Genomic DNA, 12,523 nt, shown 5'->3' on the forward strand with positions numbered 1-12,523 from the left:
GCTCAATCAGCGCGAGCGGGCTAGGAAATCTTCGGCGCCGCCGACAAGTTCGGTGTGAGCCTGCCCCAGTCCTGGTTTATTGACCAGCGCTGCGATCTCAGCGGCAAACTCCTCCACGGAATAGAGTTTGCCCGCGGCCTCCCTGCGCGCCTCAATGGCACCGGGCTCTGCACGGTTGAGCAAGGTCGCCGTAATCGTCCCCTCAATCATGTCTCCCGACACAATGGTGAGGGTGATGCCGAGCTCGTCCAGAGCCGGTGTCATTGCTCGGAGAGCGTCCTCACCTGCGCGCTTGGAACGAGCCACCGGTTCGTAGGCGTCCATCGTGGACACGTCGTGGATGAAATGTGCCTGATGGCTTGTGACAAAGATGATCTGCGAGCCTTTGGGCATGACTTTCATAGCAGCCTGGACCATGTTGACTTGAGCGTCCCGGTTCAAGGTCAGTGCGTAATCTTCACCACGGTCGGATTCCATACCACCAGACGCGTTGAGAATCAGCAGATCCACGGAGCTGAAGTTCTCGACTGCGGCATCCACGAGAGCCTGTGTGCCCTGTGATTCGGTGAGGTCGGACTGGACAGCCACGGCCTTGCCGCCAGCTTCCTCGATACCCTTAACCACCTTTTTGGCTCGGGGTGCCTTGGATCGATAATTAACGACGACGCCAGCACCCCGTTCGCCGATGAGCTGGGCTGTTGCGGCACCGATTCCCCGGGATGAACCGGTGATGATCGCGCCCTTGCCCTCTAGGTCTTTGTTTGCCATGACATCCTTTCTACAGCGTGACTGGCCGAGTACGGCCTTCTGTGCGGCTCGTGAGTGCCGCATCGCGGCAATGCTCGGCCACCCAATGATTCGTGTGGGGCCGCTGGAGTCAGTGGCCCATCCCAAGACCACCATCGACTGGAATCACAGCACCTGAAATGTATCCAGCGTCTTCTCCGGCAAGCCACCGCACCACGCGAGCGACTTCATCTACCTCCGCGAAGCGTCCAGCGGGAATATTGCCCAGGTATTTCTTCTGCGTCTCTTCATCGAGGGCGTCGGTCATATCTGAACGAACGAAACCGGGTGCCACGACATTCGCTGTAATACCCCTGCCGCCAAGCTCACGAGTCAACGAACGGGCCATACCCACCAGCGCTGACTTCGAGGACGAGTAATTGATTTGCCCCGGGGAGCCATAGAGACCCACCACCGAGCCGATGAGGATCACCCGGCCTCTGCGCATGCGCAGCATACCCTTCGACGCCCGTTTCAGCACGCGAAAAGCGCCCGTGAGATTGGTGTCGACAACATCCGAGAAGTCATCCTCGCTCATCCGAAGCAGCAGAGTGTCTCGAGTGATTCCCGCATTCGCTACAAGGACCTCCACCGGCCCGTGTGCTTCTTCAACAGTGGTGAAGGCTGCATCAATGCTCGCTGAGTCTGTCACGTCTGCTGCGACGCCCAGGGCGCCTTCTGGGGCGTCTCCGTTGCGCGTGGTGACTGCTACTTTGTCGCCGTTGGCGATGAACGCCTCGGCGATAGCACGGCCGATGCCACGGTTTCCTCCGGTCACAAGTACTGATCGTTCGCTCATGCGGCTCCTTGCTTGGTGCAGATTTTGCTCGACCCCCACCCTACGTGAGTCGAAGACTTACCGGCTGGTACGCCGCGACCGCTCATGTTACGTCGCCCCTGACAGGCTGTTCTACACCGCGTAGAATGAAGTGATGACCAATCCGGTCCATTCCATCACCGACGCTCCGCTGAAGCACAGCGTGGAGCAGCGGGCCCGCATGATTCGCTACACCGTAGCGATGTCGATTCGCATTGTCTGCTTCATCCTCGCTGCAGTGGTCGGGATGGTCTGGCAGAGTTGGTGGGCGATTGTCTTCGTCGTGGCCGCTGTGGTTCTGCCGTACCTAGCTGTGATCGATGCCAACGCCGGTGGCGACCGCTATATGGCCAGGCGTGAAGCTGAGGGCCTGGAACGGCATAACATTCTCTCAGATGGGGATGACGACCTCCCCGACGAACCCCTCCAGTGGTGGGAAGAAGAGGATGAATCCCCCACACCTCCCAGCAATGGCAGCCCAGCCGTCATTTCAGGTGAACTCGACGGCGACGACGCCGATGAGGAGGAACCGGGCTGATGGACCTCTTGGGTGCCCTCAGCTCTGATCATGAGGGACCAGACGTTCCACCGTGCTCACGTAAGGGGTGCACCGCTCATGCCGCATGGCAGGTGAAGTGGAACAACCCCAAGATCCACCCCCCAGAACGGCGCAAGGTGTGGTTGGCGTGCGACGACCACCGCGAGTGGCTGGAGAACTTCCTCAAAGCTCGTCTTTTCTGGCGCAGCACTGAACCTATGAACACCACCGCCGGAGAAACTGAGGTACGTCTGTGAAGCAGCGTTACTCTTTCCTCCTGTCTCCCTCATGGTTGGGATGGCTCGCGATCTGCGTTCTTTTCTGCATCGCCTGCTACATGCTCGGGCAATGGCAGCTGGACCGCCGCGAAGGTGCCTTGGAGGAGATCAATCGCGTGGTCTCAAACTATGACGAAGACCCCGTCTCCTACACCGAAGCGAGGAACCTCTTCGCAGAGGGCGACCCGAGTGACGAGTGGACGGTCGTGGAGCTGCGCGGAGAGTACCTGTCCGATGACTCGTTGCTGGTGCGCAATCGTGGTCATGGCGGCCAGGTGGGTTATGAGCAGCTGGTGCCATTCCGGGACGCCCCGACAGGAGACGTCGTCGTCGTGTCCCGCGGTTGGCTGCCCACATCGAGCGCAGACGGCTCAGTTCCTGAGTTCAACCCGGAACCGCCTGGTAGAGACGTTGAGGTCGTTGCGCGCATGAAGCCGGCGGAGCCAGATATTGACCGTGGTGCACCGGAAGGCCAGCTAGCGTCGATTGACCTCGCGGAGTATCAGGAACACGTGAGCTACGAGATTGTTGAAGGAGCCTACGCCCGCATGGCGGAGGAATCACCTGAACCGGCTGAGGCACCTTACCAATTGGCACGACCAAGCCTTGATGAAGGACCGCACCTCAGCTACTCGATGCAGTGGGTGGCTTTCGGGCTGCTCAGCTTTGTGGGCTGGGGCTACGCGGCCCGCGTGCACCGCCGCAATCTGGACCTTGAAGAGCTCGACGACGCTGTGGATACCAGCACTAGTGAGCCTCTCGGTTCGGCAGATCCTCGACTGGAAAAACTCGAGCGCAAGAGGCGTGCCAAGGAGCTGAGGCGCCGCCAAACGGGCCGCTACTCAGACGAAGATGCTGAAGATGCCTGGGTCGATCAACGACTCACGCCAAGGTGACGAGGTCTTCGTACTCCTGGGTGTAGAGGTCTTCCACGCCGTCAGGGAGCAGCACCACCCGCTCAGGCGCAAGTGCCTCCACGGCTCCTGGGTCGTGGGATACCAGGACGACGGCGCCCTCATAGGTGCGCAGCGCGGCCAGGATCTCTTCCCGAGAGGCTGGATCCAGGTTGTTTGTAGGCTCGTCCAGAACCAGCACATTGGCGCTTGAGCCGACCAGTGTCGCCAGCGCTAAACGCGTCTTCTCTCCTCCGGAGAGAACTCCAGCAGGTTTCGCGACGTCGTCGCCCGAGAACAGGAATGAACCCAAGATTTTTCGCTGCTCGGTGTCAGTGAGGAACGGCGCGGCAGACTTCATGTTTTCCAGCACCGACTGGCTGGTGTCCAATGTGTCGTGCTCTTGGGCGAAATAACCCAGTTTCAGACCATGTCCGTGAATGATGCGACCGGAGTCAGGATCCGATACCTCCGACAGCATGCGCAGCAGAGTGGTCTTTCCGGCACCGTTGTAACCCAGAACAACCACACGGGACCCTCGGTCGATCGCCAAGTCAAGTCCAGTGAAAATCTCCAGGGACCCATACGACTTAGAGAGCCCTTCGGCCATAAGTGGCGTCTTGCCGCAGGGTTGGGGCTTCGGGAAACGGATGTTCGCTACACGGTCCGCTTGGCGCTCACCCTCCAGCCCGGCCATCATTCGGTCGGCACGTTTGAACATGGACTGCGCTGCCGTGGCTTTGGTGGCCTTGGCGCGCATTTTCTCCGCCTGTGCACGCAGCGCAGTGGCTTTCTTGTCTGCATTGGCGAATTCGCGTTTCCGGCGAGCCTCGTCCTGTTCCCGTTGCACCAAGTACTTCTTCCAGCCCATGTTGTACACATCAACCGTCATGCGCATCGCATCGAGGTAGAGAACTTTGTTCACAGTGGATTCAATCAGGTCCACATCGTGGGAAATGACGAGGACGCCACCGGGAAAGCGCTGCAGGTAGTCGCGCAACCAGACGATGGAGTCGGCGTCGAGGTGGTTGGTGGGCTCGTCGAGCAGGAGAGTGTCAGCGTCGGAGAATAGGATGCGCGCCAGTTCTACACGGCGCCGCTGCCCGCCGGAGAGCGTGTGCAGCGGCTGCGAGAGGATGCGCTCCGGCAGATCCAGGTTTTTGCATATGATGGCCGCTTCGGACTCGGCTGTGTAGCCACCAGCGGCTTGAAACCGGGCCTGGAGGTTGTCGTAGCGACGCATGGCTTTCTGCTGGACAGCCTCATCGCCCGAGGTCATCTCTTCCTCAGCCTGACGAAGTTTCGCGGTCACGACATCAAGCTCGCGAGCTGCCAGGATCCGATCCTGCGCTGTCTGGTCCATGTTCTCGACCTTGGGATCCTGCGGCAGATACCCAACAGATCCCCGTCGGTCAATATGACCGGCAGCGGGCTGCGCAGCACCCGCCATGACCTTGGTCATAGTTGTCTTACCCGCACCGTTGCGACCCACCAGGCCAATCTTGTCACCGGGGTCGATGCGGAAGCTGACACCGTCCATTAGTAGACGCGCGCCGGCACGCAGCTCTAGGTTGGATACGCTGATCAACGGTGAAATTCCCTTAAGACAAATTGATAATGATGGGTGGGCGACCACAACAGTTTAACGATGTGGCCGCCCACTGCATGAGTTGCACAGGCAGGATGATAGTGCCCACAAACGCTCACGTGGTGAAACACGGACACTCGCCGTGGCTGGGCCATGAAGGTGAAGAGCCGCACCGGAACCAACCGGTGAGCGACTCTGCACCTTGGCCGCTTGAGTGGTGAGTGGTCCTGTCAGATATTGAAGCCGAGGGCGCGCATCTGCTCTTTGCCGTCGTCAGTGATCTTTTCGGGACCCCATGGTGGCATCCATACCCAGTTGAGTCGCCATTCATCAACCATGGTGCCGACGTGCTGTCCGACCTGCTCTTCGAGCACGTCGGTGAGCGGGCACGCCGCTGTAGTCAGCGTCATGTCAATGATCAGAGCACCGTCGTCCTCATAGCGCAGTCCGTAGAGCAAGCCGAGGTCAACAATATTGATGCCCAATTCTGGGTCAATCACTTCCTTGAGTGCCTCTTCGACATCCTCAAGGGGTGTTTGAGTGGTGGTGGTTTCGCTCATCGGTTCTTCCTTCCCGTTGTGTCTACGGGCATAACGTTGTGGTGGTCTCCACTATGCCTGAGTCTCTGGAGCCTGGCCAGGCCCGCTAGTGGTGCGCTGGGCTTGAACAAGAGCGTCGCGCAGCGCCATCCACCCCAAAAGTGCGCATTTGACCCGGGCGGAGTACCTGCCAACGCCGGTGAAGGCGCTGAGGTCTTCGAGTTGTTCCATTTTTTCGGGGTTCAGTTCCTGTCCGCGATTGTGAATAAGCTCACGGAAAGTTTCTCCCAGGTGCTCGGCCCGGTCCAGAGGTTCACCATCGACCATTTCGTACATGAGCGACAGTGAGGCCTGTGAAATTGAGCATCCCCGGCCACTCCATGCGAAGTGGGACAGGCGGTTGTCCTCCACAGCAACCTGAACTGTGCATTCATCACCACACGTCGGGTTGACTTGGAATGACTCTCCATGCGGTGATGAGAGTTCGCCTTCACCCGACCGTGATTTTGAGTGGTCGAGAATGACTTGCTGATAGAGCTGCTGCATTGCGCTGGAACCTGCAGGGCTAGGCAAAAAATTTCACCACCCTGTGCAGTCCGTCGATGAACGCCTCAATCTCCGCTGGTGTGGTGTACACCCCTGCGGAAGCGCGTGTGGAGGCGTGGACGCCGAAAGCCCGGTGGGCCGGCTGTGCACAATGGTGGCCCACTCGCACGGCAATACCTTGGTCATCGAGTATCTGTCCGACATCATGAGGGTGAACGCCCGGCACGTCGAAGGCGACGACAGCAAGCCTGTCCTCGGCACTCGTGGGGCCCAGGACACGGACGCCCGGCACTCCTGCCACGCCCTCCAGCATCAATCTGGCGAGGTGATCCTCGTGCGCTGACAGCTGGCGCATTCCGACGGCGCTGAGGTAATCCACTGCAGCGTGGAGCCCAACGGTTTGGGCCACCATTTGAGTGCCGGCTTCGAACCGTTGAGGTGGCGGCATGAAGGTGGTCTCTTCCATGGTGACGACCTCGACCATGGAACCTCCGGTGAGGAACGGAGGAAGTGCCTCGAGCAGCTCCTGTCGGCCGTAGAGGGCCCCCACTCCAGTGGGCCCGAGCATCTTATGCCCGGAGAAGGCGGCGAAGTCGACTCCCAGTTCATGGAGATCAACGGGCAGGTGCGCGGCGGATTGGCAGGCGTCTAACACTGTGAAGGCACCCACTTCACGTGCGCGCTCCACAATGCGTGGAACGTCTGTGATGGCACCAGTGACGTTAGAGGCGTGGGTGAATGCCACCACGCGGGTGCGCTCCGTGATGACATCGAGCTGTTCGAGATCTAGGCGGCCATCCTCGGTCACGGGTATCCAGCGAAGTTTCGCTCCGGTTTTGGCAGCAAGCTCCTGCCAGGGCACCAGATTCGCGTGATGTTCGAGCTCAGTGACCACGATTTCGTCGCCGGAGGTCAGCCGGAAGCGGGACGCCTCGCTGCCCCCTCGTTCGAGGGTGGCGTTGAGAAATCCGTGCGCTACCAAGTTCAACGCTTCGGTGGCGTTCTTAGTCCACACGATTTCGCCGAAACTGACCCCTACAAACTCAGCTACGGCTGAGCGTGCGGCTTCGAATGCCTCTGTGGCCTCTTCAGCAATTTGGTGTGCACCGCGGTGGACAGCCGCGTTGTGTGTCTGATTGAAGGTTCGTTCGGCATTCAGAACGGATTCCGGCTTTTGGCTGGTGGCCCCTGTATCCAGGTACACCAACGGCTTCCCGCCCCGAACCGTGCGGCTCAGGAGCGGGAAGTCACTGGCGAGTTCAAGCAGATCATTCACAGATTACGTGTCTTCAGACTGCCGCCGCAGCGGGTGTGAGGAACCGGTCATAACCATTGGCCTCGAGCTCATCGGCCAGCTCTGGCCCGCCCTGCTCTGCGACCTTCCCATCCACGAAAACGTGAACGAAGCTTGGCTTGATGTAGTTCAGAATCCGCGTGTAGTGGGTGATGAGCAGGGTGCCCATCCCGTTCTCCTCATGCGCACGATTAACGCCCTCGGAGACCACACGCAGTGCGTCGATGTCGAGACCGGAGTCTGTTTCGTCTAAGATGGCGAACTTCGGCTTGAAGAGTTCAAGCTGCAAGATTTCGACACGCTTCTTCTCACCGCCGGAGAAGCCCTCATTGACGTTGCGGTTAGCGAAGTCAGCGTCGATGCGCAGCTTCTCCATCGCGTTCTTCACCTCTTTGGTCCATGTGCGCAGCTTGGGTGCTTCGCCATCGATGGCTGTCTTAGCGGTGCGCAGGAAGTTGGTCATAGTGACCCCGGGTACCTCGACGGGGTACTGCATGGCCAAGAAAAGCCCTGCTTGCGCGCGCTCATCAGGTCCCATCTCTAGGACATCCTCGCCATCCAGAAGGATCTCACCCTTGGTGACCTCGTAGCGTGGGTGGCCGGCGATGGTCGAGGCAAGCGTAGATTTGCCGGAGCCATTTGGCCCCATGATGGCGTGGATTTCGCCTGAGTTGATGGTCAGGGAGACACCCTTGAGGATGTCCTTAGTGCCTTGGTCGGTCTCGATGGAGACGTGTAGATCCTTGATCTCGAGAGTAGACATATATTCAGGTCCTTTGCTTGAAAGTTCTTCGATAAAGACAGTGCGGCGGCTCAGTGACCTGAGATGCGCAGTTCTCGTTCCAGGTCTTCGGCGAGGGATTCCCGGATGGAGGACACCTCGATCTTCTGGATGATTTCGTTCATGAAGCCGCGCACTACGAGCTGGCGGGCGATATCTTCAGGGATACCACGCGACATGAGGTAGAAGAGATGGTTGTCGTCGAATCGCCCGGTGGAGGAGGCGTGACCTGCACCGTCAATGAGGCCGGTTTCGATTTCCAGGTTCGGCACAGAGTCAGCGCGGGCGCCGTCGGTGAGCACAAGGTTCTGGTTCTTCTCATAGGAGTCGGTGCCTTCGGCCTCCTTGCGGATGAGCACATCTCCGACCCATACAGTCCGTGCAGTCTCGCCCTGAAGCGCGCCCTTGTAGAGCACATCTGAACTGTTGCGGGGTGAGTTGTGGTCCACGAACGTACGGTGCTCGATGTGCTGACCGGCATCTGCGAAGTACAGCCCGTACATTTCGGCTCTTGCACCTTCAGCTGCATACCGGAAGTTGGTGTTGAGTCGAACGATGCTTCCACCCAGGGTGACAGCCACATGCTTATACTTGGCGTCTTTTCCAACTTCGGCGTCGTGCTGGCCCACATGAACGGCGTCGTCATTCCACCGCTGGAGCGAAATGACGCTCACGGACGCTCCATCGGCGATCTTCACCTCAACATTGCCGTTGTAGTCGGCACTCCCCCGATGCTCAAGGACGATGACAGCCTTGGCATTGGGCTCAGCTTCTACCACCAGGTGACTGTTGGCACGGACTCCTGCGGCTTTGCCGGTGATGTCAACACGAATGGGTTCTGCGACCTCAGTGCCCTCGGTGACCTTGATGTGCAGAGCATCATCGACGTTCTTATAGGCCACTGCTGCGGCGCGGTCGGCCGGCTGGAGGACTGCACCGCGAGGGGACTGCCCTAGGGCGAGTGTTGAGATCTCGACACCCTCGACTGCGCCGCTGACCTGGTAGTCGACTGGCTCCTGGTCAGTTCCCGCGCCGTCTGTGGCGATGTCGCTGAGGACACCGGCGAGTTTCTTCAGCGGTGTGAAACGCCATTCCTCTTCCCTACCGGTGGGTTCGGGGAATCCCGACACGTCGAATCCAATATGCCGGTTGGCGCGAGAACCCGCGCCAGAGGTGACTTTCTTGGACTCGCCAAGACCGCCATGTGTGTGGTCTGCGGCGGAGTTCGTCTCGGCGGCGAGGTTCTCGCCCTCTTCGGTAAACCCGGGAATGGAGATGCGGCGTTCGCCCACCTCAACTCCGGCAACCTTTTCAGGGGTTTCTGTCATGTGTTCTCTGATCCCTTTGTTTCTGTCTTCAGGCAGGACTGTGTACTGCGATGTTTGCGGGGCGCACTGACCGGCGTACTAGCCGACTGAGCCTTCCATCTGCAGCTCAATGAGGCGGTTGAGCTCCAGCGCGTATTCCATGGGCAGTTCGCGAGCGATCGGCTCGATGAAACCACGCACGATCATGGCCATTGCCTCATCCTCGGCCAGTCCACGGGACATGAGGTAGAAGAGCTGGTCTTCTGAGACTTTGGAGACAGTGGCCTCGTGTCCCAGCGTGACGTCGTCCTCCCGAATGTCGATGTACGGGTAGGTGTCAGTCTTGGAGATCGTGTCGACCAGAAGAGCGTCACAGACCACCGAATTGGCGGAGCCTTTGGCCTCAGGATTGATCTGCACCAGCCCACGGTATGAGGCGCGACCGCCGGACCGGGCAACTGACTTAGAGACGATGGAACTGGACGTATTCGGGGCCATGTGAACCATTTTCGACCCGGTGTCCTGATGCTGTCCTGCTCCGGCGAATGCCACGGAGAGAGTCTCACCCTTGGCATGTTCGCCGGTGAGGTACACAGCTGGGTACTTCATGGTGACCTTGGACCCGATGTTGCCATCGATCCATTCCATCGTGCCGCCCTCGTCGACCACTGCGCGCTTGGTCACCAGGTTGTACACGTTGGTGGACCAGTTCTGAATGGTCGTGTACCGGACTCTGGCGTTCTTCCGCACGATGATCTCCACCACGGCAGAGTGCAGTGAGTCGGTGTTGTAGATGGGGGCGGTGCACCCTTCGATGTAATGCACGTACGAGTCCTCATCAGCGATGATCAGGGTGCGTTCGAACTGCCCCATGTTCTCGGTGTTGATACGGAAGTAGGCCTGCAGCGGGATCTCTACATGAACGCCCTTAGGGACGTAAACGAAGCTGCCGCCGGACCAGACGGCAGTGTTGAGCGCCGCAAACTTGTTGTCGCCAACTGGGATAACCGAGCCGAAGTACTCCTCGAAGAACTCGGGGTGCTCCTTCAGGGCAGTGTCGGTGTCCATGAAGATGACACCCTGCTCCTCCAGGTCTTCGCGGATCTGGTGGTAGACCACCTCGGATTCGTACTGGGCTGCGACACCGGAGACGAGCCGCTCGCGCTCTGCCTCGGGGATGCCGAGTCGCTCATAGGTGTTGCGGATGTCCTCAGGGAGGTCTTCCCAGGTTTGGGCCTGCTTCTCCGTTGAGCGGACGAAGTACTTGATGTTGTCGAAGTCGATCTCAGAAAGATCAGCGCCCCAGGTGGGTTGCGGCTTGCGCTCGAAGTACTTCAGTCCCTTTTTGCGAAGCTTGAGCATCCACTCAGGCTCGGACTTCTTGTTCGAGATGTCCTCAACAACGCTGGTGTCGATGCCGCGCTTAGCTGTTGCGCCGGCAGTGTCCGAATCGGACCAGCCGTACTCGTAGTTGCCCAGTCCCTTTAGCTCAGGGTTGTCGTCCAGAACCTTCTGGATGACGCCGGGATCGTCGGTGTTTCGCAGAACTTCTTCTGCTTTGGCAATCTGCTCGGTCATGACAACCTCTCTTGTTGACGCGGGGAAATCACGATTCTCTTACGGCCGGCTATACGTCCGGCCTGTGAAGTCTCTGATGCGCTCTCTTGGGCGCGGGCTGCGCGTTCGGCGGCGAGTCGCTCTCTGCCTACTGGCACATGCGTGGTGCACACGTGAGCCCCAGCTGCTTGGGTGGAGAGTCTGCGAACATCGACGTCGAGTAACCGAGCGATCATTGCAGTCTCTTCTTCACAGAACACCGGATGTGCCGCTGCTATTTCCCGAACTGGGCAGTGGCCCTGACACAGTTGCGTGGACTGCATGGCAAGCAAAGGGTTGTCCCGCCCCACCAGCCGAGTGAATCCGGCGAATCCGTCAGCGCTGAACAGGGCTGAGAGCTTTTCTGTACGTTCGTCCAGGTCCTCAACATCTTCCAATGCTGGTCCGTACCGTTCTTCAAACCTGGAGAAATAGCTCTTGGCGAGCGACTGGGCAGCGGCGTCTTGGTTTTCTTCGTCCATCACGGACAGAGCGGCCCGCACCAGATTCAAATAGTCATCTCCAAGTTCTTGCTGGCCAAGGGATGAGATGACGTAGCGACGGGAGGGCCGACCAGCACCCTTACGGCGACTCGTGACGTTTTTGACCTCGACCAGGCCTTGCTCGGTCATGGCGTCCAAATGGCGGCGCACCGCTGCAGCAGTGAGTTGGAGCTCACTGCCCAACTGGGCTGCGCTGATGGGGCCTTCTTCCACGACTAGCTGAAGTACACGCTGGCGGGTGGTGCCATCAAACTCGCGTGCGTCCAGGTCGGGCTCAGCCGAAACCGTATCGCCGTCGAATTTCATGACTCTATTGTGACCTATTCAGAAGAAGTGATCCAGCAAGGCGGACCTTAGTGCCATCATTGACGGGCCGCAGCTTCGGGTTTCCACGGTCCCGGTTCAGCGCCTAGGGGCCGGTAGGTCAACAGCACATTGCCGGAGCGGAAGACAGTCGCGGGCCCAGCTTCGAGTCGGATGCGGTGGGCCACACCATGGAGCAAGCTTCTGCCCCGGCCGAGCAGAACGGGATGAATCAGGATACGTATCTCATCTATGAGCCCAGCGCGCAGAAGGGACGTTGCCAGCTCTGAGCTCCCGAATATGGCAATATCGCCTTCGACTTCCGAGCTCAGCCGCTCAATGTCCGCGGCGAGGTCCTTACCGTCGATGGTTTCCGTTCCCTTCCATGTCGGACGCAGGTCGGCATTCCTTGTCACTACGACCTTCGGCACCGAGTTCATGAACTGCGCCACCTCAGGCATCTGTTCGTTGGCTGAACTAGTCGTCCAAAATGCCTCGAAGTGCTCATAGGTCCGCCGACCCAGAACCAAAGCTCCGATTTCGCGGCACTGTCGCAGATTCCAGGTAAAGAACTCTTCATCGTTCACTCCCCAGTCCAGTTCGCGATCAGGACCTTCGTAATAGCCGTCGAGGGAGCAGAACAGGAACGCGAAGTCTCTGACCCTTCGACCAGGAAATGCCTTGGCGTGGACTTGGCTCGGCCTAGGTGTATTCACGGCGCTCCTCAAGCGAACTGTCTGGTTGCACGGTGAAA

At 59.2% G+C, this 12,523-nt stretch carries 14 protein-coding genes; 3 read left to right on the top strand and 11 right to left on the bottom strand.

Features of this window, described 5'->3' with window-relative positions:
• Nucleotides 1-6: 6 nt before the first annotated feature.
• Both FEF26_RS06810 and fabG read right to left on the bottom strand, forming a co-directional pair.
• Nucleotides 7-768, bottom strand: coding sequence for an SDR family oxidoreductase (locus FEF26_RS06810; protein WP_138252791.1), 762 nt, complete (start codon nucleotides 766-768; stop codon nucleotides 7-9).
• 109 nt (nucleotides 769-877) lie between these two features.
• A complete protein-coding gene (fabG, locus tag FEF26_RS06815) occupies nucleotides 878-1,585 on the bottom strand; it encodes a 3-oxoacyl-ACP reductase FabG (protein WP_138252792.1) in 708 nt (235 codons plus the stop codon).
• Nucleotides 1,586-1,718: 133 nt separating this feature from the next.
• Between fabG and FEF26_RS06820 the strand changes: the two genes are divergently transcribed.
• Genes FEF26_RS06820 through FEF26_RS06830 form a run of 3 tightly spaced genes read left to right on the top strand, consistent with a single transcriptional unit; the run spans nucleotide 1,719 to nucleotide 3,315 of the window.
• Nucleotides 1,719-2,141, top strand: a complete 423-nt coding sequence (locus tag FEF26_RS06820; RefSeq protein ID WP_138252793.1) for a DUF3099 domain-containing protein — start codon at nucleotides 1,719-1,721, stop codon at nucleotides 2,139-2,141.
• Complete coding sequence (locus FEF26_RS06825; RefSeq protein ID WP_138252794.1) at nucleotides 2,141-2,398, top strand: acetone carboxylase; 258 nt, start codon at nucleotides 2,141-2,143, stop codon at nucleotides 2,396-2,398. Before FEF26_RS06820 ends, FEF26_RS06825 begins: the two co-directional genes overlap by 1 nt.
• Complete coding sequence (locus FEF26_RS06830) at nucleotides 2,395-3,315, top strand: SURF1 family cytochrome oxidase biogenesis protein (RefSeq protein WP_243730463.1); 921 nt, start codon at nucleotides 2,395-2,397, stop codon at nucleotides 3,313-3,315. Before FEF26_RS06825 ends, FEF26_RS06830 begins: the two co-directional genes overlap by 4 nt.
• Here the strand turns inward: FEF26_RS06830 and FEF26_RS06835 are convergent.
• The 9 genes from FEF26_RS06835 to FEF26_RS06875 form a co-directional block, all read right to left on the bottom strand.
• Complete coding sequence (locus FEF26_RS06835; RefSeq protein ID WP_138252795.1) at nucleotides 3,302-4,900, bottom strand: ABC-F family ATP-binding cassette domain-containing protein; 1,599 nt, start codon at nucleotides 4,898-4,900, stop codon at nucleotides 3,302-3,304. The two genes, FEF26_RS06830 and FEF26_RS06835, sit on opposite strands and share 14 nt — an antisense overlap.
• 230 nt (nucleotides 4,901-5,130) lie before the next feature.
• A complete protein-coding gene (locus FEF26_RS06840; RefSeq protein WP_138252796.1) occupies nucleotides 5,131-5,460 on the bottom strand; it encodes a metal-sulfur cluster assembly factor in 330 nt (109 codons plus the stop codon).
• Nucleotides 5,461-5,511: 51 nt separating this feature from the next.
• Complete coding sequence (gene sufU, locus FEF26_RS06845; RefSeq protein WP_138252797.1) at nucleotides 5,512-5,985, bottom strand: Fe-S cluster assembly sulfur transfer protein SufU; 474 nt, start codon at nucleotides 5,983-5,985, stop codon at nucleotides 5,512-5,514.
• 19 nt (nucleotides 5,986-6,004) lie between these two features.
• A complete protein-coding gene (locus FEF26_RS06850; RefSeq protein WP_138252798.1) occupies nucleotides 6,005-7,261 on the bottom strand; it encodes a SufS family cysteine desulfurase in 1,257 nt (418 codons plus the stop codon).
• Between the two features lie 13 nt (nucleotides 7,262-7,274).
• A complete protein-coding gene (gene sufC / locus FEF26_RS06855; protein WP_138252799.1) occupies nucleotides 7,275-8,042 on the bottom strand; it encodes a Fe-S cluster assembly ATPase SufC in 768 nt (255 codons plus the stop codon).
• A 50-nt stretch (nucleotides 8,043-8,092) separates the two neighbouring features.
• Nucleotides 8,093-9,388, bottom strand: coding sequence for a Fe-S cluster assembly protein SufD (gene sufD, locus FEF26_RS06860; RefSeq protein ID WP_138252800.1), 1,296 nt, complete (start codon nucleotides 9,386-9,388; stop codon nucleotides 8,093-8,095).
• Between the two features lie 78 nt (nucleotides 9,389-9,466).
• Nucleotides 9,467-10,945: a Fe-S cluster assembly protein SufB gene (gene sufB / locus FEF26_RS06865; RefSeq protein WP_138252801.1), complete on the bottom strand. Its 1,479-nt coding sequence runs from the start codon at nucleotides 10,943-10,945 to the stop codon at nucleotides 9,467-9,469.
• Complete coding sequence (locus FEF26_RS06870) at nucleotides 10,942-11,772, bottom strand: helix-turn-helix transcriptional regulator (RefSeq protein WP_138252802.1); 831 nt, start codon at nucleotides 11,770-11,772, stop codon at nucleotides 10,942-10,944. Before FEF26_RS06870 ends, sufB begins: the two co-directional genes overlap by 4 nt.
• A 56-nt stretch (nucleotides 11,773-11,828) precedes the next feature.
• Nucleotides 11,829-12,485, bottom strand: coding sequence for a dihydrofolate reductase family protein (locus FEF26_RS06875; protein WP_166432946.1), 657 nt, complete (start codon nucleotides 12,483-12,485; stop codon nucleotides 11,829-11,831).
• Nucleotides 12,486-12,523 lie beyond the last annotated feature (38 nt).

This window comes from Nesterenkonia salmonea (assembly GCF_005771525.1).
Lineage (GTDB): Bacteria > Actinomycetota > Actinomycetes > Actinomycetales > Micrococcaceae > Nesterenkonia > Nesterenkonia salmonea.

Bases quoted from the DNA above. Each gene is read 5' to 3' on its own strand.
- sufC (WP_138252799.1), bottom strand. From the start codon at position 8,042: ATGTCTACTCTCGAGATCAAGGATCTACACGTCTCCATCGAGACCGAC.
- FEF26_RS06840 (WP_138252796.1), bottom strand. From the start codon at position 5,460: ATGAGCGAAACCACCACCACTCAAACACCCCTTGAGGATGTCGAAGAG.
- sufB (WP_138252801.1), bottom strand. From the start codon at position 10,945: ATGACCGAGCAGATTGCCAAAGCAGAAGAAGTTCTGCGAAACACCGAC.
- FEF26_RS06810 (WP_138252791.1), bottom strand. From the start codon at position 768: ATGGCAAACAAAGACCTAGAGGGCAAGGGCGCGATCATCACCGGTTCA.
- sufD (WP_138252800.1), bottom strand. From the start codon at position 9,388: ATGACAGAAACCCCTGAAAAGGTTGCCGGAGTTGAGGTGGGCGAACGC.
- fabG (WP_138252792.1), bottom strand. From the start codon at position 1,585: ATGAGCGAACGATCAGTACTTGTGACCGGAGGAAACCGTGGCATCGGC.
- FEF26_RS06820 (WP_138252793.1), top strand. From the start codon at position 1,719: ATGACCAATCCGGTCCATTCCATCACCGACGCTCCGCTGAAGCACAGC.
- sufU (WP_138252797.1), bottom strand. From the start codon at position 5,985: ATGCAGCAGCTCTATCAGCAAGTCATTCTCGACCACTCAAAATCACGG.
- FEF26_RS06870 (WP_138252802.1), bottom strand. From the start codon at position 11,772: ATGAAATTCGACGGCGATACGGTTTCGGCTGAGCCCGACCTGGACGCA.
- FEF26_RS06825 (WP_138252794.1), top strand. From the start codon at position 2,141: ATGGACCTCTTGGGTGCCCTCAGCTCTGATCATGAGGGACCAGACGTT.